The organism is Streptomyces sp. HUAS MS02, assembly GCF_055702265.1.
The window spans coordinates 9,511,252-9,535,891 of record NZ_CM146747.1; the positions used below are offsets into that span (position 1 = coordinate 9,511,252).

Below are 24,640 nucleotides of genomic sequence, written 5' to 3' on the forward strand. Positions count from 1 at the left end.
AAGAGATCTCGAACAGAGGTCAACACATCTGCACACCAAATTTCATCAAGAAACACAGAATCACTGGCCACCGAAGGCCAGTTGCGACCCGGTGAGCCGGACCCGGATACCGTCCTCCTCCACGCGTACGTCGCGCAGCCGCACGTGCCCGCGCTCCGGCTCCGGCAGTTCGAAGGAGAGGGACAGCCGGTCGGCGAGCGCGGGCCGGGTGAGCCGGGACAGGGCGTCGAGGAGGTCGGGATCGAGGCCGAGACGCCGCAGTACGTCGGGGTTGTCCAGGGCCAGGTCGATGAGGTTCAGGTTCTGGGCCTGACGGGCGAAACGCGGGGACCCGGTCAGTTCGGTGAGCTTGCCCTCGTCGGCGAGGGCGGCGCGGGCCGTGGCGTCCGACATCCCCAGCCGCCGTACGATCGCCGGCACCGACAGCAGCACCTTCGCCCTTCGGGTCTCCCGCGCGAGGTCGGCGGAGGCCTTCGGGGTCAGGTGCAGACCGTCCGAGGCCCGTGTGCCGGGACGGAACGTGGCCAGGTCCCCGATGTCCAGGCGCATGCCGCCGATCTCCGTGGCGATGCCCCGCTCGCCCTGCCGCTGGATCGTGGCCTCGGCCCGCAGCCGCAGATCACGCCCGGCGACCGGCAGGGTGCCCCGCGCCCGGACCCGGTCGCGGCCCTCGCCGGTGAACGTCACCTGGGACGCGCCGAGTTCGCGGTTGAGATCGGCGAAGGACAGCAGCACGTCGCCGTCGAGCCGCGGGACCTGGGCGCCGCGCACGGAGGCGAAGCCCTCGGCGTCCAGCCGCACGTCATGGGCCGTCGCCGACACCTTCGCCAACGACACCCGGTCGGCGGCGACGTCCGGCACGGTCAGCCGTACCGACTCCAGCCGCTTGCCGACGAGTTGGGTGAGAAAGGGGAAGCCGCCGATCTCCACCTCGGGAGCCGCGGCCAGGTCCAGCCGGTCCTCCAGGGCGTCCGCGGCCCGGTGCTCCGCGTACAGCAGCGCCCACCGGTCCGCGAGGCCGGCGAACGCGGCGAGGACCACCAGTCCCACGACACCCTTCACCGCGAGCGGCAGCCCGGCGAACCGTCCCCGGCGCCGCCGTCCGCCCCGCCGGTGCACGGGCGGGGACCACGGCGGCTCCTGCTCCTCCTCGTCACCGCGTCCGGTGGTGTCCTCGTCGAAGAACTCCTCCAGGGAGGTCACTTCCAGGGGGCCGTCGTCGAGGGAGCCGAGTTCCTCGTAGGGGTCGCGCGGCGCGTCGGAGCGGTCGTCGGAGAACTGATGCGGATCTGTGCGGTGGGGGGAGCGCATCGCCTCATCCGAACATGTCCACCACCCCCGCCCGCAACCTGAACCCCGCGTATGCGATGTAGTTCACGATCGCGACGACGGGTCGTGGTGACGGTTCCCCCGGGGGCACGAACGGGTGCTGACCGACTGTCACCGAAGGTGCCCGTTCCCGTACAGTCCGTGCTGCGAGCAGTCGAGCAGGGGGAAGACACATGGACACCGAAGCCGGGCCCGGCTCCCTTCCGCACGTGCCCGGAGGGGCACCGCCCGTCCCCGAGGCCGAACCGGAGCTGGTGGCCCGGTGGCGGTCGGACGGCGGAGAGCTGATCGACCTGCTGACGCAGGTGCGGCAACGCCTCGGCGGGGTCGCGGCGTTCCGCATGGGGCCGACGCCCACCGTCCTCGTCACCGACCCGCAGGCGGTCCGGCACGTTCTCGTCCTGCGGCCGGAGCGCTACGTCAAACGCTCGCACCGCGCCCGGCTGCTGATCGGCGACGGCCTCCTGGCCGCCGACGGCGCGGCGTGGAAACGGCAACGCCGTTTGCTGCAGTCCCAGTTCACCGGCCCCGGGATGCGCCGCTACGAACAGCGCATCACCGCCGCCGCCCGTACCACCGCCGCCCGCTGGGACGCCTGCGCCCGTACGGGGCAGACCTTCGACCTCGGCCAGGAGATGCGCCGGTTCGCCCTGGACACCATCTGGCGCTCCCTCACCGGCCACCCCCTCGACGACGACACCCGCGAACTGGCGGCCGTGGAAGCCGTGGGGGCCGCGCTGCCGGCCCTGCCCGCCGACGCCGACAAGGCCCGGGAGGCGGTCGCCGCCGACCTCGCACGCATCGACGCGGTCGCCCGGCACGCCATCGACGCCGCCCGCGACGGCGAGGCGGGCCCTCACGGTCCGGGGCTGCTGCATGTGCTGACCGATGCGTCCACCGAGCACCCCGAGTACACCGACCAGCTGATCCGCGACGAGTTCGTCACCCTGCTGGCGGCCGGACACGAAACCACGGCCACCACGCTGACCTGGCTGTACCTGCTCCTCGACCGGCACCCCGAAGCCCGCGAACAGGCACTCGCCGTCGGCGACGAGGACTCGCCGGAGCGCCGACAGGCCGTCCAGGCCCTGATCCACGAGACGCTCCGCTTCTACCCGTCGGCCTGGATCCTGGCCCGCCACGCCGCCGAGGACGACGTCCTCGGCGGTCACACCGTCGAAGCGGGCTCCGACCTCCTCATCTGCCCCTACCTCACCCATCGCGATCCCGCCCTGTGGCCGGACCCCGAGCGCTTCGACCCGCGGCGCTTCACCTCCCCGGGCGGCCGCCCCACCCATCCGGGCGCGTACTTCCCCTTCGGCATCGGGCCGCGCGCCTGCCTCGGTCTCCAGTTCGCGCTGCGCGAGTCGACCGTCCTCCTCGAACACCTGCTGCCGGCCCACCTCCCGGTCTTCCACTCCGAGCCCCCGAAGGCCGTCCACGGCATCACCGTCCGCCCCGACGGCCCCACTCCCGTCAGCCTGAAACCGCCGCGGGACTGAGGAGGCGCTCGCCGGCCCGGCTGGTCCCGCCGGTGTGAGGCGCCGCGTACCTCGGCAGGGGCCTGATGCGCGAATTCGGCACGGACTCGCCCTCGGCCTCGGCCCGTGTCGCGGGTCGACGGCGTAGCCTGCGGCGGGCCGACGCCTGACGAGGAGCCGCTCGTGACCACCCCTGAAGCGACGAGACCCCACCCGCGCAACTCGGGCCTGCGGGTGGACCTCAACCCGGCCGCCGCCGTCGCGCGCAACGCCCGCGACCAGGGCGCGTCCGTCGTCATCCGCTACCCGGGCGGCGACCTCACCTACGCCGAACTCGACGACAGGTCCGCCCGCCTGGCCACGGTCCTGGCCCACGGCGGCGTCCGCGACGGGGACCGGGTCGCCCATCTCGGTCTCAACAGCAGTTCGTTCCTGGTCACCCTGCTGGCCGCCCACCGGCTGGGCGCCGTCTTCGTCCCGGTCAACTTCCGCTTGGCGGTGGCCGAGTTGGAGGCCGTCCTCGTCCGCAGCGGTGCCACCGCCCTCGTCTGCGAGGAGGGGCACCGGGACAGCGTCGACGAGATCCGCGACCGGACCGCCCTCGCTCGGTTCCTCCTGGTGGACGACGACCCCGAGGCACCGACCGGGGGCGCGGCGGGCTGGGAGTCCTGGGCGGGCCTCCTCGCCGACGCCCCGCCCGCGACCTCCGTGGCCGCGAAGTCCGCCGACGACCCGGCGATCCTGATGTTCACCTCCGGCACCACCGGCACGCCCAAGGGCGTCCTGCTCACCCACGGAAACGTCTGGTGGAACGGCGTGAACGTCGACCTCCGACTCGACACCCGCCGCGGCGACGTCACCTACGCCGCCGCCCCGCTCTTCCACATCGGCACCCTGAACAGCTTCGTGATCCGGACCCTGGTGCGCGGGGGCACGGTGGTCGTCAGTCGCGGGTTCGACCCGCGGACGTGCTTCGACGACCTGGTCACCCACCGGGTCAACTCCATGTTCGCCGTTCCCCAGATGTTCGCCGCCCTCGCGAGAGAACCCGGTCTGTTCGACCGGGACCTCGGTCATCTGCGGTCGATCGTGGTCGCGGGCGCCCCGGTACCGCCCTCGCTCATCGAGCTCTACGCCCGGCACGGCGTACTGCTCCAGCAGGCCTGGGGCCTGACCGAGACCGCCCCGTTCGCCACGCACCTGCCGGTGGAGCGCACCCGGGAGAAGATCGGCTCGGCGGGCATCCCCATGCCGTTCACCGAGGTCCGGGTCGTCGACGTGGCCAGCAACACCCCCCTGGGGCCGGGCGAACCGGGGGAGATCGTCGTACGCGGCCCCAACGTCACCCCCGGCTACTGGAACGACCCCGAGGCCACCCGCGCCGCCTTCGACGAGGAGGGCTGGTTCCACTCGGGCGACGTCGGCCACCTGGACGAGGACGGCTGCCTGTACATCGTCGACCGGCTCAAGGACATGATCATCAGCGGCGGCGAGAACATCTACCCGGCCGAGGTCGAGCGGGTCCTGGCGGCCATGCCGGGGGTCGTGGACGTCGCCGTGGTCGGCGTCCCCGACGAAGAGTGGGGCGAGAGCGTGCAGGCCGTCGTGAGCGTGGACGGCACGGCGGAGATCACCCTGGAGGCCGTCCACACCTACGCGGCGGACCGGCTGGCCCGGTACAAGCTGCCCGAGCGCCTGACCGTCGTGCCGTCCGTCCCGAGGAACGCCTCCGGGAAGCTGGACAAGGCCGGCGTCCGGCGCCTGGTCGAAGGCGCGGACTGAGGACGCACCCGGTCCCGGAGGCCGGGAACCGGGAGCGGGAGGCCGGCACCGTGCGCACGGTGGGCCGCGCGCACGGTGCCGGTCGGGCGGCTCCCGCCGTCCTCCTGGTCACCCGTCAGAAGTCGTCCGGTGTCCTGACGCGCTCACGGATCCAGACGCCCGCGGGCTTGAGGGAGGACGTGCCGGTCCACGGACCGTTGCCGGCGCAGGTGCCCTGCTTGAAGACGGCGCCGCTGCGCTGGTCGTCGGAGTAGTTCCAGTTGACCCAGCTGATCTTCTTGGCCGCGAGGAGATCGAGGTAGCGCTGCGACATGGCGAAGTCGTTCGCGCCCTCGCCCGCATAGTTCTGGGTGCCGAACTCGGTGACGAAGACGGGGATGCGGTCGGCCGCGCGGGAGAGGGTCCGCAGGTACTCGTCCCGGTGCGAGTACGCGTAGAAGTGGAAGGTGTACATGATGTTGGTGGCGTTCACCGGGTTGCCGACCACCTCGGACTCGTCCGCGCCCTCCGACACACCGAGCGAGGACCAGGCACGGGTGCCGACCAGGATCGGGGTGTCCGGGTCCTTGGCCCTGATGACGGGGATGAGCTGCTCGGCGTAGCTCTTGATGCGGGACCAGCTCACGCCGCTGGGCTCATTGGCTATCTCGTACAGCAGGTTGTTCTTGTCGCGGTGGCGCTGTGCGATCTCGGCGAAGAAGGTCTTGGCACGGGCGAGGTTGTGATGGGGGTCGCCCGGGTCGAGCATGTGCCAGTCGACGATGACATACATGCCACGGGCCGTGGCCTGCTCGACGGCCGAGTGGACCAGGTCGGTGAAGCGGCGTGGATCGGTCTCGTACCCGTCCTCCTGGATGTACATGGAGACGCGCAGGACGTCCGCGTTCCAGTCGGTGGCGAGGGCGTTGAGCGAGCCGTTGGTGACGCACTGGCTGTACCACTGCAGCCCGTGGGTGCTCATCCCGCGGAGCTGGATCGTTTTTCCTCGCTGGTTGCAGAGCTTGGTGCCGCAGACCCTGAGCTGCCCGTTGGCGGCGACGGGGGTGGCCGCGGCCGCGTTCGGGGCCGTCGGGGCCGTGCGGGTGCCGGGGGCGGTGGGGGCGGACTGCGCGGTCGCGGGGGTGAGGACGAGGCCGAGGAGCAGCAGCGCGGCGACGAGCAGAACGGATCGTGCCGGTCTCATGGGGGACTCCTGCCAACTGGTAGGAAACTTTCCTAACAGAAAAGGGATTAGCAGTTGGTCCGGACCTTTGCAAGGGATGGTGCGGAACCGCCCCGGAGCGACTTCCGGGGCGGGCGAGGTACGTCAGGGTGGTGTGCGGCTAGTCGGAGGGGGCGTCGAGGCCGTTCACCAGGCCGCGCAGGACGGGCCCGTACTCCGGGTGGGCCAGCGCGAAGGCCATCTGGGCGACCAGGTAGTCGGCCGGGTTGCCGGTGTCGTACCAGCGGCCCTTGATGACCTGCCCGTACACCGCGCGCGTCGCGGCGTAGGCGTTGATGGCGTCGGTCAGGTAGACCTCGCCCGTCCGGTGCTCGTACCAGCGGCGGGTCTGCTCGCGCAGTTCGTCGATGATGCCGGGGGTGACGACATAGCCGCCGATGGCCGCGAACGCCGAGGGCGCGGCGGCGGGTTGGGGCTTCTCCACCAGGCCGGTGATGCGCAGCTGGCCGTCGCCGAGGTCCTCCTTGACGATGGGCACGCCGTAGCGCTGGGACTCGGTGGGGTCCATCGGCAGGAGGGCCAGCACCGGGCAGCCGGTCTGCTCGTAGGCGCGGATGAGTTGCTGGGCGCGCGGGACCTCGGCCACGAAGACGTCGTCGGGCCAGAGCACGAGCACGGGTTCGTCGCCGAAGGCGCGGGCGGCGTTCAGCACCGGCGTGCCGTTGCCGTACGGGCCGTACTGGTCGAGATAGGTGATGTGGCCCTGGCGGGCCAGCTCGGCGACCTCCTCGACCGCGTCGGCGTATGCCGTCTTGCCGTCCTCGCGGAGCTGCTCGACGAGGGCGGGGTTGGGCCGGAAGTGGTCCTGGATGAGGCTCTTGCCGCCGGAGACCACGATGGTGATGTCGGTGATGCCGGAGTCCACCAGCTCACGCACGGTGTGCTCGATGACCGGCTTGTCGCCGACCGGCAGCATCTCCTTCGGAATCGCCTTGGTGAGGGGCAGCAGACGGGAACCGAGGCCGGCGGCGGGGATGACAGCCCTGCGAATCGTCGGGGACATCATGTCTCTCCTGGTCGAGCGGCACTGCGCACCCGTCGGTACGACGGCGCCTGGGCGCCACGCGGTCGCGCGGCCTCGCAGGAAGCCTACCCAGGCGCTTCCCGGCGCCCGCGCCCCGTCCCCGATCGAACGGCGCACCTCCGGCGTATCGCCGCGGTGATCGCTAAATCGATTGCCGCCGGCTCTTCCGGCCCGGTAGGAAGCTCGCATGCTGAGAGGTGCCAAGGTCGGGCTCAGGGCCCGGCACGAGGACGACATTCCGATACTGCGGACCGAGCTCTACAACGACGTGATCTACGCCTCCCGGACCGATACCGCGCCGTGGCGGCCGATCGCCCCCGGCAAGGACGAGCGGCTCATGGCGGACGACGAGGAGCAGACGCGTGTCCAGTTCTCGGTGGTCGAGGCGGAGGGCGGGACCCTGGTCGGCTCCACGGCGCTCTGGGGCATCGACACCCACAACCGGACCGCGCACATCGGGATGGGGCTGCTGCCGGCCTCCCGGGGCAAGGGCTACGGCACGGACGCGGTCGCGGTGCTGTGCCACTACGCGTTTGTCGTGCGCGGTCTGCACCGGCTGCAGATCGAGACGCTGTCCGACAACGTCGCGATGCTGCGCGCCGCCGAGCGCAACGGCTTCCTCCGTGAGGGAGTGCTGCGCTCCTCCGCCTGGGTGATGGGCGAGTTCCTGGACGAGGTCGTGCTGGGGCTCCTTGCCCAGGACTGGAAGCCGGACACCACGGCATGAGCGCTGCCGAGGGGGTACGGCGGCGGGGCGGAGGGTCCCCGCGTCTCACCCCTCGCCGCCCGGCCGGGGTCGCCCCGGGCCGGTGCGTCGGTGGCCGGCCGACGGCTCGATGGTGACGAGGACGGGACCGGGGTCCGGTCGGGCGGCCCGCCCCTCGCCCGTCGTGTTGTGCAGCAGGGCGCGGGCCACCGCGTGCGCCTTGGTGACGGCGCGCTCGGACACCGGTCCCGCGTGCCGCCGCCGCACCACCGCCGACCACAGCTCCAGCCAGCGGTCGAAGTGCTCGGCGCGCAGCGGGCTCTCGGCGTGCAGGGCGCGGTGCGCCCGGAGGGCGTTGCGCCGGTAGACGCCCGGGGACAGCGGGGCGCTCTCCCAGAAGTCGGCCATCACGGGCAGATGGGCGGCCATGTCGACACGCGCCACCTCCGTGAAGAACCGGCCGATCAGGGGATCGCCGAGGACGTCGTCGTAGAACGCGCCGACCAGTCGCTCCACGTCCTGGCGGTCGCGGATGTCGGGAAGGTGCCGCGTTCCGTTCACTTGCCGAGCCAGAGGTCGGGGCCGAACACCTCGTAGTGAACGGCGGCGGGACGCAGCCCCTTGGCCAGCAACTCGCCCCGCACCGCGCGCATGAAGGGCAGCGGCCCACAGAGGTAGGCGGTGGTGTCCGGGGCCGGGGTGAGGTGGTCGAGCGACGCGCGTCCGGTGAAGACGTTGACGCCCGAGGAGCGGTGGGCGTCCTGCTCGTACCACAGGTGCAGGTCGGCCCCGGTCAGGCGGCTGACGAGGTCCGCCTGCTCGTCACGGTGCACATGGTCGAGCGGTGAGCGGTCGGCGTGCACGACGGTGACGGGGCGCGTGGAGGAGGTGAGGGCGAGATGGTCGAGCATCGACAGCATCGGGGTGATGCCGATGCCGGCGGAGGCGAGGAGGAGAGGCGTGTCGCCCTCCGGCAGTACGAGATCACCGGCCGGCAGCGAGACATCCAGGACGTATCCCACCTCGGCGTGGGCGTGCAGCCAGGACGAGACCTCGCCGTCGGGCACCGAGCCGTCGGCGGCCCTCTCCCGCTTGACCGTGATGCGCCAGGTCTTGTGGTCGGGGGCCGTCGACAGGCTGTACTGGCGGATCTGGCGGGCCCCGTCGGGCAGTTCCGCGCGGACGCTGACGTACTGGCCGGGCCGGAACGCGGGCGTCGGACGCCCGTCGTGCCGGCGCAGGACCAGGGACACGGCGTCGGCGGACTCCTGACGGCGCTCGGCGATCTCCATGGGCCGCCACACCTCACCGTCCGCCACCCCCGCCTCGGTGTACAGACGGGCCTCGACGGCGATCAGGGCGTTGGCCATCAGCCAGTAGACCTCGTCCCAGGCGGCACCGATCTCGGGGGTGACGGCGTCACCGAGGACTTCGGCGACCGCCCCGAGCAGGTGACGTCCCACCAAGGCGTACTGGTCCGCGGTGACACCGAGGGAGACGTGCTTGTGGGCGATGCGCGCGAGCACGGCGTCGGGACGCTCGTCGGGCCGCTCGACCAGGAGGGTCGCGAAGGCCGCCACCGAACCGGCCAGGGCCTCGCGCTGGGCGCCGGAAGCCTGGTTGGCGCGGTTGAACAGATGCCGCAGCAGCTCCGGACGTTCCTCGAACAGCCGCCGGTAGAACACTTCCGTGATCGTGGTCAGCGAGGCTCCCACCACGGGAAGCGTCGCACGGACGACGGGGGCCGACTGCGCGGAAAGCATCAGACACACTCCAGTATGTGAATTGGTATGCGAGACTCGTATTTTTGGTCGCGACAGCCGCTTGACGATCGCGAGCGCGAGCGCGAGCGCGAGGCGCGGAACCGTCAGCCCGGGGGAGCGCCGAGGGCCAGCAGGACCGGACCCGTCGGTGACGTCACCAGGTCGGCCACGGTCACACCGTTCAGCGAGGCGTAGAAGGCGTCCTGCGCCTGTCGCAGCGCTCGCCGCAGCCGGCAGGCGCCCGCGAGCGGACAGGGAGTGTCGCCCTCGCACACCACGGCTTCCCGGTCGCCCTCCAGCGTCCTGACCAGATCCCCCACGTGCGTGCTCCGGCCCGCTTCGGTGAGTGTCAGCCCGCCGTTGCGGCCGCGCCGCGCTTCGATCACCCCCAGGTGCTGCAGCTGTGCGATGGCCTTCGCCATGTGCGTGTAGGGGACGTTCATGGAGTCGGCGATCTGCCGCGTGGTCAGCAACTCCTCGCTGTCCACGACGGCCAGGCGCATCACCGCCCGAAGCGCGAGATCCGTGTATCTGGTCAGCCTCACGGCGGCAGCCTAGCAATCTTGCATCCAAGATGCTTATTAAAAGGGGACGCTGGGGGAGTGGCATACGTCTCGTCGGACGCCTACGGCTGAAGGCGGCTCAGTTCCCGCATGGCCTCGTGCTCCACCCGTGCGAGTTCACCGAGCACCGTGCCCGCCTGTCGCAGGTGCTCCTCCTCGCCCGACGCACCGGCCCTTTCGATCAGCGCCGCCACTTCGGTCCACAGGGTGGCCGCCTCGGCGTACAACGCGTGGCCCGTGCGGACATGGCCGCTGTCGAGCAACTCGGCGCACTCGGCGAGGAAGTCACGGTAGAGATTGCGGAACAGCGCGCCGCCGGTGCCTGCCCTCTCCATCAGCAGCGCTGCCTGCGGCAGATCGCGTCGCGGATCGTCGGTGCGCCGCAACCATGTCGGTACGAGCCTGCCGGCCTTCTCGATGCCCCGGTGCCCCAGGTTGGCGATGGGCGGGTGGAGGAAGGCGTCGGCGCAGGCGGTGATGGCCGGAACGACCCGGTCCGCCAGGCCGGGTGTGCCTCCTGCCGGGACGGTGAGCGTGAACGAGCGGTGCCTGGCGCTCATCGGTCCACGCGCGGCCCGGGCCTCGGCGAGGCTCGTCAGACTGGTGGACACCGCCCCGCCCTGCTGGGCGGTGTCCACCAGCTGGGCGTCGCGGTCGTCGTAGCCGTACAGGGCGACGACGTGGCCGGCGAAGTGCACCTTCGAGGAGAAGTACGGCAAGTGGTAGCTGTCGAGCTGGAGTCCGACCGGGTGACCTGCGTCGAGGGGGGCCTGCACGTTCTCCCACGCCCTGCGGGGTGAGCCGGTCTCCTTGACGACCAGCTCCAGGCCGAGCGCGGCGGCCAGGTTCCTGGTGAGCTCGAACGGCCTGACCCGCCCGCCGAGGAACGGGAAGTCCATGTTCTTGCTGTCCCAGTAGATGAAGGACAGTCCGGAGCCGAGGCCGAAGAGCATGGGCTCGGACAGATCGAGCCCTTGATGCCGCAGCAGCACCCCGAGGGTCGTCGTCTCGCAGTGGTGTGTGTCGCGGACCTCGATGCCTTCCACTGTCGTCATGCGGGCCATCATGGCGGACGCTCGCACCACGGGAGGGCTCGATGGTTCCCTCGGCCCCGAGGCCCCTCGGTTTCTCCGGGCGCGGTCCGTCGGCTACTCGGCGGGCTCCGACAGCCGCTCCACCTCGGAGGCGGCTTCGTGTGCCGTCCGCTCGGCCCGCGCGAGGCTGTCAGCGGCCTGCTCCCGTTGTTTCTCCGCCGCCCGTTGCTGCCGCTCGGCCCGCTTGAGGTCCTCACGTGCCTCCCGCACGCGCTGATCGGCGGCACGAGCCTCCTCGCGCGCCCGGCGCAGGCGCTCGCGCTTCTCCTGCCGTTCACGCTTCTCCCGGGCGAGCCGCTCCCGTTTCTCCTGGGCGAGCCGCTCTCGCTTCTCGTGGGCGAGCCGTTTCCGTTCCTCCTGGGCGAGTTGCTCCTGCTTCCGGCGGCGCCGTTCGGCGACCTCGTCCCGCGCGTGCTGGTGGGCGGCAGGTGCCTTGGTCGCCGCTCCGGCCGGACTTCGGCGTCGATCGGTCTTCACGGCCGTGGGGTCGGGAAAGTCCGACGGAGGGGTGAGGGCGCTCTCCAGCCGGCCGGTCGCCCACCGGTCGGCCGCGTCCTGGTCGGCGAGCACGGCCCGCAGGGTGGCCTCGACGTCTCGTAGCACCGGGTCCGACAGCCGGTGACCCGCCTCGGCGGCGAGCCCGGCGGCCTGCCGGGACATCGCGGAGACGACGCCTCTGCGCTGCTCGGTCAGCTCCTTGACCCCCTCGGCGTCCAGGCTCCGGTAGGCGTCGCGCAGCGCGCGCCCTAGGCCCAGGAACGTTCGGCTCTCCTCCGGCCGGGAGCGCAGCAGCAGGTTCGCCGCCCAGGCCGCGAGGGAGGGGCGCCGGGCGGCACGGATTCGACGGGCGTCCGCTGTGCGGCCGGCCGCTTTCGCCTCGCCGGCCAGGCCCTCGCGGCGGGAGACGAACGCGGGTGGAGGCGTGACGTAGAGCTCGTCGAGCGCCGTTGCCACGGCGTCGCCGTCGCCGCCGCCTTCTTCGTCGTTGTCGTCCTGGCCGTCCCGTCCACCTCCGCGGCGCGGGCTCATCAGGCTCGCCCGGACCGATCCGTGGCGGGGACCGTGCTGAACCGGGCCGTGTCGACGTCGCTCCGACGCAGCCGTTGGGCCTCCCGGAAGAGGCGGTCGGTCCGGTCGGACAGGACGCCGCCGAGAAGCAGGTCGGGGGTGTAGAAGGACCGCGCGGCGGCGGCCACCTGTCGTGCGGACAGGTCGATCTGGATGATGCCGGTGCGTCGGATGCCGTCGATCGAGGTGGCCCAGACGACACGCCGCACGTCCGCCCACGCCAGCGCGCTCATACACATCGAGCAGGGCTCGCCCGTCGTGTAGAGCGTGGTGTCGGCCCAGCCCTGGTTGCCCTGCCGCCGTACGTAGTCGTTCATGGCGACCACCTCGCCGTGCAGCAACGGGCTGTCCGCCCCCTCGTTGACCCCGCTCCCCAGCACCTCGCCGGTACGACTGCCGACGATCACCGCGCCGAACGGCCATTCCGGGTTCCGCCGGGCCTGCTCGATGGCCAGCTCCATGAATCGCTCGTGCTCGCTGCGAGTGCCAGTGCGAGTGGGGGTCTGCGTCTGGGGCTGGTTCTGGGGGGCGATCGGCCGGGCGTGGCTCTCCTGGAGCGCGGGCCGGGGGAGGCTGAGGGGCGCCGCGGCTCCCGTCAGCACGGCTCCCCACCTGCCGAGAAACTGCCGCCTGCCCGCATCCATCCGTCTCTCCTCACGTCGCGCCGACGATTCCGGAGGGTATCGGTTCGGATCTGCTGTGTAGTCGATGTGGGAGGCGGCCGGGCGCCGTGCCGTCAGGACGTCGCGTCGGAGCGGCCCCCGGGACCCAGGAGGCCCGTAGGCCGGAGAGGGGTCTCGGATGCGACGCGGGGGAAGCTGCGGCGGGTCGCGCGGAGAACGAGGGGTGGGATCGCGGCCCGGGTGAGCTGCGCCAGGCGGAGCCAGCGGGGGATGTAGACGGCGGTCCGCCGCTGTTCGACGGCGTGCGCCAGGCGCGCGGCGACGGTCTCGACGGTCTGGACGTGCCCGGCCGGAGGCGGCATGTGAGCCCGCAGTTCCCGCACGGCCGGGTACCGGTCGGCGTCGCGGATCAGCTCGGTGTCGGTCCAGCCGAGGTAGGCGATGCCCACGGCGACTCCGTGGTGCGCCGTCTCGGCGCGCAGGGTGTGGGTGAACGCCTCGACGCCGGACTTGGAGGCGCAGTACGCGCTCATCATGGGCGCGGCGCCGATGGTGGCCAGGGAGGCGATCTGCAGGTGGTACCCGGCGGTCCGCACCAGGTCCGGCAGGAACGTGCGGGCCGTCTCGGCGCTGCCGATCAGGTTGACGTCGATCACCCGGCGCCAGGTGTCGGGGTCCGACCGGGCGAAGGGACCGCCTTCGGCGATGCCCGCGTTGGCCACGACGACCGAGGGCGGGCCCAGGTGTTCGCGGATGGTCCCGGCGGCTTCGTCGAGGGCCGCACGGTCGGTGACGTCGACCCGCAGGGCCAGCGTCGTGCCGGGCAGGGCGGCGGCGGTCGCCCGCAGCGCCGGCTCGTCGTGGTCGAGGAGGGCCAGGCGGGCGCCCCGCCGGGCGAGTTGGTGGGCCAGCGCCGCTCCGATGCCGCGTGCGGCCCCGGTCACCACGACTGTGCGGTTCTTGAGTGGACTGTCGACCACGGAGACCCCTCCCTTCTGTTGTCCTCGTGCGGGTCTTCCGCGTGACCTGGCTGCCGTACAAGGAGACGTCAGCGGTCGAGGCCGGGTTTTCGGCCGGTGCGGTCCCGGTGGGCGAGGACGCGTTGGGCGCGGGTCAGGCCGGGCAGCCGGTGGCGGCGCAGGGCGGCGCGGGCGGCGTTGGCGCCCGGGGCGCCGTGGACCCCGCCGCCCGGGTGGGCGGAGGCGGAGGCGAGGTAGAGCCCGTCCACGGGCGTCTCGGGACGGCCGGTGCCGGGGGCGGGACGGAAGACGAGCTGCTGGTGCAGGGCGGCGGTGCCGCCGTTGAGGGCGCCGCCGTGCAGGTTGCGGTCGAGGGACTGGAGAGTGGGCGGGGCCAGCACCCGCCGGGCGCGGATACGGGAGCGGAAACCGGGCGCGAACCGCTCGACCTGGCGCTCGACGCGATCGGCCATCAGCTCCTGCTCCGTACGGCTCCACGCGCCCGTCAGCCCCTCGTCGCCCGCGTCGGACTTGATGACGTGCGGCACATGGGTGTAGGCCCAGGCGGCTTCGGTGCCCCGGGCCGAGCGGGAGGGGTCCGCGGTCGTCATCTGCCCGAACAGGGCGAAGGGACGGTCGGGTACCTGGCCCATGGCGATCTGGGCGGCGCAGCGGGTGAGTTCGTCGACCCCGTCGGCCAGGTGGACGGTCCCGGCCCCCGCCGCCGCCTCGGCCCGCCAGGGCACGGGCCCGTCACAGGCCCAGTCGACCTTGAACGTGGCGAAGTCCCACTGGAAGCGCCTGAGGTCGGCCAGCACCTGGGAGGGCAGGTGTTCCGGGCCGACGAGTTCGCCGTACAGGGCCGGTGCGGACACGTCCGCCAGGACTGCGTTGCGGGCGCTCACCGTCTCGCCCTCGGCGGTGAGCACTCCGGCGGCCCGTCCGTCGCGCACCAGGACCTCCCGGACGCGCTGCCCGCAGCGGACGCTGCCGCCGCGCGCCCGCAGCCGGCCGACGAGGGCCGCTGTCAGGGCTCCGGCGCCGCCCGCCGGCACCGGGAAGCCGTACGTCTGTCCGAGCATGCACAACAGCCAGCCGTAGCCGCCGCTGCCCGCGGCCTCCGGCGCGAGGTCGGCGTGCTGGGCGTTCCCGGCCAGCAGGAGTCTGCCGCCCTCCCCTCGGAACTCCTCGTCGCCCATGCGGCGCACCGGGGTCGCCAGGGTGCGGGCCATCCGCAGGCCCCCGGCCGCCCGCAGCCTGACGGCGAGGCGGGCCGCTGCGCGCAGCGGCGGGAAGGGGGTGAACAGCGCGTCCACGATGTCGGGGCCGAGGCGCTCCCAGGTCGCGTGCAGACGTTTCCAGGCGTCGCCGTCGCCGGGGTGGAAGGCGTCGAGAGACGCGGCGGTGACGTCGATGTCGCGGGAGAGCACCGCGCACCTGTCGTCGGTGAGGGGATGGGCCAGGACGTGCGGGGCGTGGCTCCAGCGCAGACCGTGCTCGTGGAGACGCAGCCCCGCGAGGACCGGTGACGCGGCGGCCAGGGGATAGAAGGAGCTGAAGAGGTCGTTGACGAAGTCGGGGTCGACCTCCCGGTCGTGGCGCACCGCGCCGCCGGGCTCCGGCTGTTCCTCCAGGACTTCGACGCTCCATCCGGCGTCCGCCAGCAGATTGGCGGCCACCAGCCCGTTGGGACCGGCCCCGACGACGACGGCGTCATGCATGACCGTCGGCGCCGCCGTGTGCCGCCGCCCCGCGCAGCCCGCGCGCCCTCGCGGGCCGTTCCGTCGCGGCCTCGTCCGGGGCCTTCTGCCCGGGCGCGCCCTGCGCCTCGCAGAGCCGGGCGAGCCGGGCGAGCATCGCGCGGTGTCGCAGCTGGATCAGCGCTTCCACGCCGACGTTGTGGAGCTTTCCGCCCACGCCCTGTAGGGGGTGCTCGTCCGCGATCACCAGGCAGTACCGCCCCCAGGGGCGCAGTTCGAGGGAGATGCGCGCCGTCCCCAGCACCCCTGCCCGGGCCTCCAGGCCCAGCGCGGAGCCCTCCTCGCAGGAGCGGACGACCGTCTCGTTGCCGAGCCGCACGGGGCCCACCCGGATCTCGTAGGCGAGCGCCGAGCCCACCTCGGGCCACTGCCCCCGCACCGGCTCGGTGTCCGAGGTCCCCACCACCCACTCCCCGTACCGGCTGCCGTCCGCGAGGACGTCCCACACAGCCCGCGGGCTCACCTTGATCAGACGATGCCGTACCGCCATCGCGCACCTCCAGCCGTGTCCCGCCTCGGTCGACGGCCGAGTGCCCGGACCGAGCGGAACCACACCAGGCACGTGCACCGCGCGACGCCCCCCGAGCCCACGGGACGCCGAACGGCGTCCCGTGGTGTTGCCCGATCGGATGCAGAGGTCTGCCCCTATGGACCTCGTCGAACAGGGCGGCGCCGGTGTAGCAAGGAATTTCACGCGTTGGTCATGGGAGAGGGCTGTCAGTGCGGACACGCAGGAGCGACAAGGCAGGCGACGACAGGAAGGAGAACCGGGGCCCGGCTGTGACAGCGGCGTCACCCGCGCGGCAGCACCCGGATCTGTCGTCGCCGCAGGGACTGCTCGCACTGCAGAACGCCACCGGCAACGCGGCGGTCGTCCAGCTGCTCCGCCGGTCCGGCCATTCCTGGGCCCAGGAGGAGCACCGGCACAGTGCCGACTGCGGGCACCGGGGTGCCGCCGAGCCCACCGTGCAGCGCTCGGCCGTCCACGACGTCCTGCGCGCGCCCGGCCAGCCCCTCGACGACGCCACCCGTACGGACATGGAGGCGCGGCTCGGTGCCGACTTCTCGGACGTCCGCATCCACGACGACAGCGCGGCGAGGGCGTCGGCCGCCGAGGTCGGCGCCCGCGCCTACACCTCCGGCAGCCATGTGGTCATCGGGGACGGCGGAGCCGACAAGCACACGCTCGCCCATGAGCTCACCCATGTCATCCAGCAGCGCCAGGGGCCGGTCGCCGGCACCGACAACGGTGGCGGGCTGAAGGTCTCCGACCCGTCCGACCGGTTCGAACAGGCCGCCGAGGCCAATGCGCGCCGGGTGATGTCGGGCCCTGCGAGGCCCGAGGTGCAGCGGGCGGCCGCCCCGGGGCGGGACTCGGCGGATTCCGCGCGTGACCTTGCCTCCGCGCCGGCGGTGCAGCGGATGCTCGGGGATCCGCAGGAAATGCTCCAGGAGAAATACTGGAAGGACAAGATGACGGCCGCGGGCCATCCTCTCCTTCCGCCCAAGACGAAGAAGAAGGGAAAGGCCGGGGCGGCCCCGAAGCGGAAACTGGAGGACATTCTCCACACCGTCGGACCCCAGCTCCTGGAGGAGCTGGCCGGTCTGGGCGACAAGGGCAAGGGCCGTCTGAAGCTCTACCGGACCATGTTCGCGAGCGAGGCCGTCCAGATCATGGAATGGAAGGGAAAGGCCACTGCCACCGAGGACTGGCTGAAGACCGAGAGCAAGGACGGCGACGGAATCGCGAAGCGGTTCCGTGCGGCGGTGGCGGACGGCGCCGGCGACGTCGGAGTCATGCCCGTCAGCAACCACCTCGGTGACGCCGGTCAGGCGGAGGAGTACTTCCATGACGAGGACACGCAGGTGATGGTCGAGTTCACGCTCAAGGAGGGCGCGCACGAACTCCTCTTCCACCCGCAGTACATGGCGATTTCCGGAGACAAGGGAACTCCCTATCACATCAGGAAGACCCGCGAGGAGGAAACGGGAAGCACCTTCCCGACGGCCGCGGGCGGCGAGGGAAAACTCCCCGGATACATCGGGCTCAAGCCCGAGGCGAAGGAGCCGTTCAGCCTCTCCCTCGGGGACAGTGACATCACCCGCCTGCTCTTCCAGCTGTTCGTGGAGGACGTCAGGCCGGTGAAGGGCGAGAAGAACGTGTAGCCCGGGACGGCCCGTGAGGGATCCGATCCCTCACGGCCCCTCGGGCGAGGGGGTGGACCCGCCGCCTCGGCGGAGCCGATCATGGGCACCATGAGTGACATGCCCGTGGGGGAGGAAGCCGCCGAGGTCCGCCGTTTCTGGGAGGCGCTCGCCCTGCCCGGACTGGTCGACGTCCACACGCACTTCATGCCCGAGCGTGTCCTGCGCAAGGTGTGGGAGTACTTCGACGGGCTCGGACCCCTGACCGGCGGGATGGAGTGGCCGATCACCTATCGGCACGAGGAGGCCGAACGGGCCGCCCTGCTGCGGCAGTTCGGGGTCCGGGCCTTCACGGCGATGCTCTACCCGCACAAGCCGGGCATGGCCCGGTGGCTGAACGGCTGGGCGGCCGACTTCGCCGGCCGCACCCCCGACTGTCTGCACACCGCGACCCTCTATCCGGAGCCTGGCGCCGAGGCGTACGTCCGCGAGGCCGTCGAGGCGGGCGCGCGTGTCTTCAAGGCGCATGTGCAGGTGGGCGCGTACGACCCCGCCGCCGAACTCCTCGATCCCGTCTGGGGGTTGCTGGCCGAGGCGGGGGTCCCCGTGGTGATCCACTGCGGTTCCGGACCCGCGCCGGGCAAGCACACCGGTCCCGAGCCGATCACCCGGGTGCTGGCGCGGCACCCTCGGCTGCGGCTGATCGTCGCCCACATGGGGATGCCCGAGTACGAGGAGTTCCTCGGGCTCGCCGAGCGGTACGGGGAGGTGCGGCTGGACACCACGATGGCGTTCACCGACTTCAGCGAGGGGTTCATGCCGTTCCCCCGCCGTGCCCTGCCCCGGCTGGCGGACCTCGGTGACCGTGTCCTCCTCGGCTCCGACTTCCCGAACCTCCCCTATCCCTACGTGCACCAGCTCCACGCCCTGGAGCGGCTGGGCCTCGGCGAGGAGTGGCTGCGGGCGGTGTGCCACGACAACGCGGCGAAGCTGTTCGCGCTGTGGGGGTCCGGGCAGGTGCCACCCGGCCACTTGATAGGCAAGTGACGACTTGCCTATGCTGGGGTGTGGCCGACGACCTGTTCAAAGCCCTGGCCGACCCCACGCGCCGGGTCATCCTCGACGAGCTCACCGAGAAATCCGGGCAGACACTGTTCGAGATCTGTTCCCGACTGAGCATGAAGCACCAGCTCGGGATCTCGCGCCAGGCGGTCTCCCAGCACCTCGCCGTGCTGGAGTCCGCGGGGCTCGTCGAGACCAGACGGGAGGGCCGCTACAAGTTCCACGACCTCAACACGGCCCCACTGCGGCGGATAGCCGAGCGGTGGCACATGTCCGACACCCCCGCACCGCAGCAGGAGAGCACCCCATGAAGATCCATCTGACCAGCGTCTTCGTCGACGACCAGGCTGAGGCCGAGCGGTTCTACACCGAGATCCTGGGCTTCGTGAAGAAGCACGACGTCCCGGTGGGCGAGAAGGACCGGTGGCTGACCGTCGTCTCGCCCGACGAGCCCCACGGCACCGAACTCCTTCTGGAACCCGCCGGTCATCCGGCTGCCAAGACCTACCGGGACGCCCTCGTCGAGGACGGCATCCCGCTGGCCCAGTTCGCCGTGGACGACGTGCGCGCGGAGTACGAGCGCCTGCGCGGCCTCGGTGTGCGCTTCGTCCAGGAGCCCGTGGAGATGGGCCCCGTCACCACCGCCGTGTTCGACGACACTTGCGGCAACCTGATCCAGATCGCGACGGAGCCGCAGTAGGGGAGTAGGGGAATTGGGGCCGGAGGACACCTCCCGCCACGCCCCCGGCCTGATTTCGAGGCAGGAGAAGGAAACTTTCCCTCTTGGCGGCCGAAACGTTAACACCAGGGCGCTTCGGAGGCCACGGTCGTGGCGACGAGAGATGCCAGAATGAGCCGGGTGCGATCAGGAGACGGGCGGGCTACCTTGGCGGACCAGACGGTCGACCAGACGGCCGACCGGCCGGCGGACAGCAACGACGGACAGGGCGACACGTCCCGGCCGGTCACGATCGCGTTCATCGCCGAGTCGGCGGGAGTGTCCGTCCCCACCGTGTCCAAGGTGATCAACGGCAGGTCCGGCGTCTCCGCCGACACCCGCGCCCGCGTCGAGGAACTGGTCGACCGGTACGGCTACCGCAAGCCGACCGGCGCCCAGCGCAACAACGTCCTGGAGCTCGTGTTCCGCGAGTTGGAGCACCTGTGGGCGGCCGAGATCATCCGGGGTGTCGAGCGGGTCGCCCGCCGCCACCGCGTGGGTGTCATGGTGTCCGAGTTCGGACTGCACGACTCGAACCCGCTCACCTGGGACGACACCGTCTCCCGGCGGCCCAACTGCGTCCTGTCCGTGGCCCAGCTGTCCGAGGCCGAGCGGGAGCAGCTCACGGCCAAGGGCATCCCGTTCGTCGTCTTCGACCCGGCCACGGAACTGCCCGACGACGTCCCGTTCGTGGGCGCCACCAACTGGTCCGGCGGCCGGGCCGCGACCCGCCACCTCACCGAACTCGGCCACCGCCGCATCGCCATGATCGCCGGCCCGCCGGACCAGCTGTACTGCAGCGCCCGGCTGGACGGATACCGCTCCGCGATGGGGGCGGCCGGTCTGCCGGTCGACCCGGAACTCGTCGTGCACGCACCCCTCACCGGGGAGGACGGCCGGCGCGCCGCGCGCGCCCTGCTGGCTCTGCCCGACCGTCCGACGGCGATCTTCACCACCAACGACCTCCAGGCGCTGGGCGTCTACCAGGCGGCACGCGAGGCGGGTCTGCGCATCCCCGACGACCTGAGCGTCGTGGGATTCGACGACCTGCCGGTCGTGGCATGGGTCGACCCGCCTCTGACGACCGTTCACCAGCCCCTGACGGAGATGGCGGTGGCCGCGACCGAACTGGCGCTCACGCTCGGCCGGGGCGAGGCCGCCCCCCAGGCCGGGATGGAGATCGCGACGACCCTGACGGTCCGGTCCAGCACCGCCCCGCCCCCGGAAGCCGACCGCCCGGGCCATTGACCGCCGGGACAGCCGGTAACTAGCCTGCCGAAAGAAACTTTCTACAACTTGATACGAGACTTTCGTGACTGCGAAAGGACCCTGAGGGTGACCAGCGTGTCCGAGACGGACCACACCGTCAGCAATCCGGTGATCCCCGGCTTCCACCCCGACCCCTCCGTCTGCCGGGTGGGCGACGACTACTACCTCGCGTGCTCCAGCTTCGAGTACTTCCCGGGCGTCCCCCTCTTCCACAGCCGGGACCTGGTGCACTGGACCCAGATCGGCAACGCCCTCGACCGTCCGAGCCAACTAAGGCTGCCCCCGGACGCGGCCTCCTCCGGAGGGATCTACGCGCCCACCCTGCGCCACCACGACGGCCGTTTCTGGCTGATCGTCACCAACGTCAGCGGCGACGGCAACCTGCTGTTCACCGCCACCGACCCGGCCGGCCCCTGGTCCGACCCGATCCGGCTGCCCGGGGTGGACGGCATCGACCCCGACCTCGCCTGGGACGAGGACGGCACCTGCTGGTGCACCACCGCGGGAGTCGGACAGATCGGCCTCGACCCCCGCACCGGCGAGACCTCCGGCACCCGTCGACAGCTGTGGTCCGGGGCACCCGGCGCCAAGGCCCCCGAGGCACCGCACCTGTACCGCATCGGCGACCACTGGTACCTGCTCATCGCCGAGGGCGGCACCGAGCGGGGCCACGGCGTCTCGATCGCCCGCGGCCCCAGCCCCACCGGCCCGTTCGAGCCCTGCCCGGACAACCCGATCCTCAGCCACCGCGGCAGGGACCACCCCATCCAGAACACCGGCCACGCCGACCTCGTGCAGGGGCCCGACGGCTCATGGTGGATGGTGCTGCTCGGTGTACGTCCCGGCGGCGGCACCCCCGGCTGGCACGTACTCGGCCGCGAGACCTGCCTCGCGCCGGTGGGATGGGTCGACGGCTGGCCCGTGGTCGGAGAACTGGCCACGACCATGCCCGCGCCGCCCTGGCCCCTCCACCCGCCCGCCGTCGTCCCGGAAACCCGGGACGACTTCGACGCCGCTGAACTGGCGCCGCACTGGATCTCGTTGCGTCGGCGTCCCCCCGAGGACGTCACCACCAAGGAACGGCCCGGCTCGCTGACCCTGCGTGCCCGTGGCGGGTCGCTCGACGACGCCGAGGTGACGTTCGTCGGACGCCGTCAGCAGCACGCGTCGTGCCGGGTGCGCACCCTGGTGGACGTGGCGGAGGGACAGGGCGGCCTCGCCGTACGCCTCGACGAACGGCACCACTACTCCGTCGAGACGAGCGCCGGAGAGGTGCGGGTCCGCGCCCGCATCGGCCCGTTGAACACGATCGTGGCGTCCCGGCAGGTGCCGGACGGACCCGTGGTGCTCCGCGCCGAGACGGTCCCCACGACGGTGAACGACCCGCGGACCGGCCCCGACCTCGTCTCGCTCGGCTTCGAGGAACCCGACGGCGGCTACGTCGAACTCGCCTCGCTGGACGGCCGATACCTGTCCACGGAGGTCGCCGGAGGCTTCACCGGCCGGGTGTTCGGCATGTTCGTCTCCACGGCCTCCGCGCACTTCGACTGGTTCGACTACGAGCCGCTGGAGAGCTGAAGCGACCGCTGCTCCCGGCGCTGCCGCTGCTGCAGATCCGGGTCCGGCACATCCTCCACGACCGAGCCCTCCTCCACGATGCGGTCCTGCTCCATCACGATCGCGCGGTCGCAGCTGCCCGCCACCACGCCCAGGTCGTGCGTGATCAGGACGATGGCCATACCGTGCTCGTCGCGCAGCGTCCGCAACAGGTCCAGGAACCCCGCCTGCACGGTCACGTCCAGCGCCGTGGTCGGTTCGTCGGAGATCAGCACCTTCGGCGACCCGTCGGCGCCATGGCCATGACGACGCGCTGGAGCATGCCGCCGGACAGCTCGTGCGGGTGCGGGCGTGCCACGTCGTCCGGATCGCGCAGTTGGTCGCTGGTCAGCAGATCGCGGATACGCTGCCGTACGGCGCCCTTGCCGACCTGTTCGTCGCTGGTGCGCCGGATCACCTCACGACGTTTCCCCCTACGCCGCTCCCGCCCGTGCGGCCGACCTCTCGGGCCCCACGCATGGCCGGGCGGTTTCCACGGCTCCGACGGCCTTGTGCCGCGTTCATCAGGAGCGCGGCAGGTGCAGGGACGTCCCCGTCTGTTCGACGTCGACCTCGACGTCGTCGGCGAAGGCGCCGGTCGCTGTCACACCACCGAAGAGCACGGTGGCGACCGCCGCGGCCACCGCGAACATCCTCCGGTGCTGCCGCACTCGCCCGGCACGTCCGCTGTGGAGGCCGTCTCCCGCTACCTTCCGGCGGCGCGGGTCCGGGTCGGCCGCGACCGTGCGAGGCCGCACAGCGGTCCCGGCGGGCGGCCCGCACGCGATGGCCACCCGCGCGTCCAGCCATGCCTCCGCCTCCTCCGCCCGCACCCCGCACGCCGCCACGAACGCCGCGACCAACTCCTCGCGGGGCAGGCGGTCCCGGCCGAGCATGGTCGCCGCCGTGGAATAGGGCAGGGTGTGACCCGACTCGGTAGCGCGGCGCTCCAACTGGCGGTAGCTCAGGCCCGACCACGCCTTGAGGCGGCGGAGCGCCGCCACGAAGGCGGCTGCGTCGGTGTCCGGCGGTGTGGGCGGTGCTGTGGTCATCGTGGTTCCCCCTGGTCGACCTGGACGTACACGGGCTCGCACAAGCTCGAACACCATCATGGCTTGAGAAGCGGCGGGAGCGACGGTCAACCTCGGGACGGATTCCCGATGTTGGAGGTCATATGGGCAAGACTCCGTCGCCCCCCACCCACAACCACAGTCCCCACCACAACCACAGTCCCCACCACATCCACAGTCCCAGCCACATCCACAACCGCCATACCCACCACAGCCATGGGCACGGCCCCCGCCGCCGTACGGCCATCGGCACCGCCTTCGCCGCTCTGCTGACGCTCGGCGGGTGTGCCGAGAAGCCCGGTGCCGAACGGTCGGCGGCGCGCGCCCCTGAGACCCGGCACCGCGAGGCGGAGTCGGTCGCCGACTTCCTCCGCCGTACCCTGCCCGCCGGGCCCGGTGGCACCGTGATCGCCGCCCGGGGTGACCGGCTCGTGCACTGCGGCGGATTCGGGGCGGCGGACCGTGCCGCCGGAACTCCCGCGAGCTGCCGGACCGTGTACGACGTCATGTCGATCACCAAGCAGTTCACCGCGGCCGCGATCGTCAAACTGGAGGTGCTGGGCCGGCTCCGGGTGAGCGATCCGATCAGCCGGTTCCTCGGGCGTGGGCGGGCCGTGCCCGCGGACAAGCGCGGCATCACCGTCGAGCACCTGCTGACGCACACCTCGGGTCTGGTCGAGGGCCTCGGCGACGACTACGACCCGGTGTCGCGGGAGGAGTTGGTGCGCGGAGCCCTGGCGTCGCGGCTGCGGTCCGCCCCGGGCGAGGAGTTCCACTACTCCAACACCGGCTACAGCCTGCTCGCGGCGATCGTCGAGGAGGCGTCCGGGGAGACGTACGAACGGTTCCTGGCCCGGCACCTGTTCGCGCCGGCCGGGATGGAGCGGACCGGCTACGTCCTGCCCCGCTGGCCCCGGCATCTGGTCGCGGTGGAGTACGACAGCCGGGGGCGCGCCCAGGGGCGGCCCTTCGACCACCCCTGGGCGGCCGACGGACCGTACTGGAACCTGCGTGGCAACGGCGGCATGCTCTCCACCGCCCATGACATGTTCCGGTGGCACCGCGCCCTTCTGGGGGACGAGATCCTGCCGACGCGGGCCAGGGACAAGCTCTTCGAGCCCCGCGTCCCGGAGCCAGGATCGGAGAGCTCGTACGGATACGGCTGGAGCCTGCGCGACACCCCGGACGGCCGGCTCGCCTGGCACGACGGCGGCAACGACTGGTCCCTGGGGCTTCTGAGCCGGTCCCTGCGCGACGGCGTCCTCGTGTTCTGGATCAGCAACCACGCCTCCCGCGACGGGAAATGGAACCTGGAGGACCAGGCGCAGGCACTGACGCTGGGCATCGCGGACCGTGTGCGCGCGGAGGGCGACTGACGCGGCACGTCCGAGGCGCGCCCGTCGCCC

The 24,640-nt window shown here is 71.9% G+C and carries 25 protein-coding genes; 10 read left to right on the forward strand and 15 right to left on the reverse strand.

The features are described from left to right. Positions 1-60: 60 nt before the first annotated feature. Positions 61-1,311, reverse strand: coding sequence for an LmeA family phospholipid-binding protein (locus ACZ9QC_RS41090; RefSeq protein ID WP_472917780.1), 1,251 nt, complete (start codon positions 1,309-1,311; stop codon positions 61-63). Between the two features lie 191 nt (positions 1,312-1,502). On the opposite strand from ACZ9QC_RS41090, the gene ACZ9QC_RS41095 reads away from it, so the two are divergent. Both ACZ9QC_RS41095 and ACZ9QC_RS41100 read left to right on the forward strand, forming a co-directional pair. Then, positions 1,503-2,831: a cytochrome P450 gene (locus tag ACZ9QC_RS41095; RefSeq protein ID WP_472917781.1), complete on the forward strand. Its 1,329-nt coding sequence runs from the start codon at positions 1,503-1,505 to the stop codon at positions 2,829-2,831. A gap of 162 nt (positions 2,832-2,993) precedes the next feature. After that, positions 2,994-4,592: an AMP-binding protein gene (locus ACZ9QC_RS41100; protein ID WP_472917782.1), complete on the forward strand. Its 1,599-nt coding sequence runs from the start codon at positions 2,994-2,996 to the stop codon at positions 4,590-4,592. 115 nt (positions 4,593-4,707) lie between these two features. On the opposite strand, the gene ACZ9QC_RS41105 is transcribed toward ACZ9QC_RS41100, so the two are convergent. Together ACZ9QC_RS41105 and ACZ9QC_RS41110 are read right to left on the reverse strand one after the other, a co-directional pair. Beyond that, on the reverse strand, positions 4,708-5,775 hold the full coding sequence (locus ACZ9QC_RS41105; RefSeq protein ID WP_472917783.1) for a glycoside hydrolase family 5 protein: 1,068 nt from the start codon (positions 5,773-5,775) through the stop codon (positions 4,708-4,710). 139 nt (positions 5,776-5,914) lie between these two features. Beyond that, entirely contained in the window at positions 5,915-6,817 is a 903-nt protein-coding gene (locus ACZ9QC_RS41110; protein WP_472917784.1) for a UTP--glucose-1-phosphate uridylyltransferase, read from the reverse strand. Positions 6,818-7,025: 208 nt separating this feature from the next. On the opposite strand from ACZ9QC_RS41110, the gene ACZ9QC_RS41115 reads away from it, so the two are divergent. Continuing rightward, positions 7,026-7,565, forward strand: a complete 540-nt coding sequence (locus tag ACZ9QC_RS41115; protein WP_472917785.1) for a GNAT family N-acetyltransferase — start codon at positions 7,026-7,028, stop codon at positions 7,563-7,565. A gap of 45 nt (positions 7,566-7,610) precedes the next feature. On the opposite strand, the gene ACZ9QC_RS41120 is transcribed toward ACZ9QC_RS41115, so the two are convergent. From ACZ9QC_RS41120 to ACZ9QC_RS41160, 9 genes are all read right to left on the reverse strand, one after another. Next, complete coding sequence (locus ACZ9QC_RS41120) at positions 7,611-8,105, reverse strand: group III truncated hemoglobin (RefSeq protein WP_472917786.1); 495 nt, start codon at positions 8,103-8,105, stop codon at positions 7,611-7,613. Next, complete coding sequence (locus ACZ9QC_RS41125) at positions 8,102-9,307, reverse strand: globin domain-containing protein (RefSeq protein ID WP_472917787.1); 1,206 nt, start codon at positions 9,305-9,307, stop codon at positions 8,102-8,104. The genes ACZ9QC_RS41120 and ACZ9QC_RS41125 overlap by 4 nt, the downstream gene beginning before the upstream one ends. A 104-nt stretch (positions 9,308-9,411) precedes the next feature. Beyond that, positions 9,412-9,852, reverse strand: a complete 441-nt coding sequence (locus tag ACZ9QC_RS41130; protein WP_472917788.1) for an RrF2 family transcriptional regulator — start codon at positions 9,850-9,852, stop codon at positions 9,412-9,414. Positions 9,853-9,932: 80 nt separating this feature from the next. Next, entirely contained in the window at positions 9,933-10,925 is a 993-nt protein-coding gene (locus tag ACZ9QC_RS41135) for a BtrH N-terminal domain-containing protein (RefSeq protein ID WP_472917789.1), read from the reverse strand. A gap of 93 nt (positions 10,926-11,018) precedes the next feature. Continuing rightward, on the reverse strand, positions 11,019-11,993 hold the full coding sequence (locus tag ACZ9QC_RS41140; protein ID WP_472917790.1) for a hypothetical protein: 975 nt from the start codon (positions 11,991-11,993) through the stop codon (positions 11,019-11,021). Continuing rightward, positions 11,993-12,676 carry a nucleoside deaminase gene (locus ACZ9QC_RS41145; RefSeq protein WP_472917791.1) on the reverse strand — a complete coding sequence of 228 codons (684 nt, stop codon included), beginning with the start codon at positions 12,674-12,676 and terminating at the stop codon, positions 11,993-11,995. The genes ACZ9QC_RS41140 and ACZ9QC_RS41145 overlap by 1 nt, the downstream gene beginning before the upstream one ends. Before the next feature lie 92 nt (positions 12,677-12,768). After that, positions 12,769-13,635 (reverse strand): SDR family oxidoreductase, encoded by an 867-nt coding sequence (locus tag ACZ9QC_RS41150; RefSeq protein WP_472917792.1) that lies wholly within the window; start codon positions 13,633-13,635, stop codon positions 12,769-12,771. A gap of 68 nt (positions 13,636-13,703) precedes the next feature. Further along, positions 13,704-15,335 carry a phytoene desaturase family protein gene (locus ACZ9QC_RS41155; RefSeq protein WP_472917793.1) on the reverse strand — a complete coding sequence of 544 codons (1,632 nt, stop codon included), beginning with the start codon at positions 15,333-15,335 and terminating at the stop codon, positions 13,704-13,706. Beyond that, on the reverse strand, positions 15,328-15,864 hold the full coding sequence (locus ACZ9QC_RS41160) for an SRPBCC family protein (protein WP_472917794.1): 537 nt from the start codon (positions 15,862-15,864) through the stop codon (positions 15,328-15,330). The genes ACZ9QC_RS41155 and ACZ9QC_RS41160 overlap by 8 nt, the downstream gene beginning before the upstream one ends. Before the next feature lie 230 nt (positions 15,865-16,094). Here ACZ9QC_RS41160 and ACZ9QC_RS41165 point away from each other — a divergent pair, with 230 nt between their 5' ends. From ACZ9QC_RS41165 to ACZ9QC_RS41190, 6 genes are all read left to right on the forward strand, one after another. Further along, positions 16,095-17,540, forward strand: coding sequence for an eCIS core domain-containing protein (locus ACZ9QC_RS41165; RefSeq protein ID WP_472917795.1), 1,446 nt, complete (start codon positions 16,095-16,097; stop codon positions 17,538-17,540). Positions 17,541-17,630: 90 nt separating this feature from the next. Continuing rightward, on the forward strand, positions 17,631-18,566 hold the full coding sequence (locus tag ACZ9QC_RS41170; RefSeq protein ID WP_472917796.1) for an amidohydrolase family protein: 936 nt from the start codon (positions 17,631-17,633) through the stop codon (positions 18,564-18,566). A 20-nt stretch (positions 18,567-18,586) separates the two neighbouring features. After that, positions 18,587-18,892, forward strand: a complete 306-nt coding sequence (locus tag ACZ9QC_RS41175) for an ArsR/SmtB family transcription factor (protein WP_472917797.1) — start codon at positions 18,587-18,589, stop codon at positions 18,890-18,892. Next, positions 18,889-19,281, forward strand: coding sequence for a VOC family protein (locus ACZ9QC_RS41180; RefSeq protein ID WP_467312629.1), 393 nt, complete (start codon positions 18,889-18,891; stop codon positions 19,279-19,281). The genes ACZ9QC_RS41175 and ACZ9QC_RS41180 overlap by 4 nt, the downstream gene beginning before the upstream one ends. Positions 19,282-19,431: 150 nt before the next feature. After that, the gene (locus ACZ9QC_RS41185) at positions 19,432-20,547 is read left to right on the forward strand and encodes a LacI family DNA-binding transcriptional regulator (protein WP_472917798.1); all 1,116 of its coding nucleotides are present in this window, start codon (positions 19,432-19,434) and stop codon (positions 20,545-20,547) included. An 81-nt stretch (positions 20,548-20,628) separates the two neighbouring features. Beyond that, the gene (locus ACZ9QC_RS41190; protein ID WP_472921955.1) at positions 20,629-22,146 is read left to right on the forward strand and encodes a glycoside hydrolase family 43 protein; all 1,518 of its coding nucleotides are present in this window, start codon (positions 20,629-20,631) and stop codon (positions 22,144-22,146) included. Here ACZ9QC_RS41190 and ACZ9QC_RS41195 read toward each other — a convergent pair. The 3 genes from ACZ9QC_RS41195 to ACZ9QC_RS41205 form a co-directional block, all read right to left on the reverse strand. After that, positions 22,125-22,400, reverse strand: a complete 276-nt coding sequence (locus tag ACZ9QC_RS41195; RefSeq protein WP_472917799.1) for a hypothetical protein — start codon at positions 22,398-22,400, stop codon at positions 22,125-22,127. The two genes, ACZ9QC_RS41190 and ACZ9QC_RS41195, sit on opposite strands and share 22 nt — an antisense overlap. After that, positions 22,394-22,582, reverse strand: coding sequence for a hypothetical protein (locus ACZ9QC_RS41200; RefSeq protein ID WP_472917800.1), 189 nt, complete (start codon positions 22,580-22,582; stop codon positions 22,394-22,396). The genes ACZ9QC_RS41195 and ACZ9QC_RS41200 overlap by 7 nt, the downstream gene beginning before the upstream one ends. A gap of 106 nt (positions 22,583-22,688) precedes the next feature. After that, a complete protein-coding gene (locus tag ACZ9QC_RS41205; RefSeq protein WP_472917801.1) occupies positions 22,689-23,216 on the reverse strand; it encodes a hypothetical protein in 528 nt (175 codons plus the stop codon). Between the two features lie 122 nt (positions 23,217-23,338). Here ACZ9QC_RS41205 and ACZ9QC_RS41210 point away from each other — a divergent pair, with 122 nt between their 5' ends. Then, positions 23,339-24,610 carry a serine hydrolase domain-containing protein gene (locus tag ACZ9QC_RS41210; protein WP_472917802.1) on the forward strand — a complete coding sequence of 424 codons (1,272 nt, stop codon included), beginning with the start codon at positions 23,339-23,341 and terminating at the stop codon, positions 24,608-24,610. Positions 24,611-24,640 lie beyond the last annotated feature (30 nt).

Coding starts and splice junctions, on each gene's coding strand:
- ACZ9QC_RS41090 (WP_472917780.1), bottom strand. CDS start 1,311: ATGCGCTCCCCCCACCGCACAGATCCGCATCAGTTCTCCGACGACCGC.
- ACZ9QC_RS41095 (WP_472917781.1), top strand. CDS start 1,503: ATGGACACCGAAGCCGGGCCCGGCTCCCTTCCGCACGTGCCCGGAGGG.
- ACZ9QC_RS41105 (WP_472917783.1), bottom strand. CDS start 5,775: ATGAGACCGGCACGATCCGTTCTGCTCGTCGCCGCGCTGCTGCTCCTC.
- ACZ9QC_RS41110 (WP_472917784.1), bottom strand. CDS start 6,817: ATGTCCCCGACGATTCGCAGGGCTGTCATCCCCGCCGCCGGCCTCGGT.
- ACZ9QC_RS41115 (WP_472917785.1), top strand. CDS start 7,026: ATGCTGAGAGGTGCCAAGGTCGGGCTCAGGGCCCGGCACGAGGACGAC.
- ACZ9QC_RS41125 (WP_472917787.1), bottom strand. CDS start 9,307: ATGCTTTCCGCGCAGTCGGCCCCCGTCGTCCGTGCGACGCTTCCCGTG.
- ACZ9QC_RS41135 (WP_472917789.1), bottom strand. CDS start 10,925: ATGACGACAGTGGAAGGCATCGAGGTCCGCGACACACACCACTGCGAG.
- ACZ9QC_RS41140 (WP_472917790.1), bottom strand. CDS start 11,993: ATGAGCCCGCGCCGCGGAGGTGGACGGGACGGCCAGGACGACAACGAC.
- ACZ9QC_RS41145 (WP_472917791.1), bottom strand. CDS start 12,676: ATGGATGCGGGCAGGCGGCAGTTTCTCGGCAGGTGGGGAGCCGTGCTG.
- ACZ9QC_RS41155 (WP_472917793.1), bottom strand. CDS start 15,335: ATGCATGACGCCGTCGTCGTCGGGGCCGGTCCCAACGGGCTGGTGGCC.
- ACZ9QC_RS41160 (WP_472917794.1), bottom strand. CDS start 15,864: ATGGCGGTACGGCATCGTCTGATCAAGGTGAGCCCGCGGGCTGTGTGG.
- ACZ9QC_RS41170 (WP_472917796.1), top strand. CDS start 17,631: ATGAGTGACATGCCCGTGGGGGAGGAAGCCGCCGAGGTCCGCCGTTTC.
- ACZ9QC_RS41180 (WP_467312629.1), top strand. CDS start 18,889: ATGAAGATCCATCTGACCAGCGTCTTCGTCGACGACCAGGCTGAGGCC.
- ACZ9QC_RS41185 (WP_472917798.1), top strand. CDS start 19,432: ATGAGCCGGGTGCGATCAGGAGACGGGCGGGCTACCTTGGCGGACCAG.
- ACZ9QC_RS41205 (WP_472917801.1), bottom strand. CDS start 23,216: ATGACCACAGCACCGCCCACACCGCCGGACACCGACGCAGCCGCCTTC.
- ACZ9QC_RS41210 (WP_472917802.1), top strand. CDS start 23,339: ATGGGCAAGACTCCGTCGCCCCCCACCCACAACCACAGTCCCCACCAC.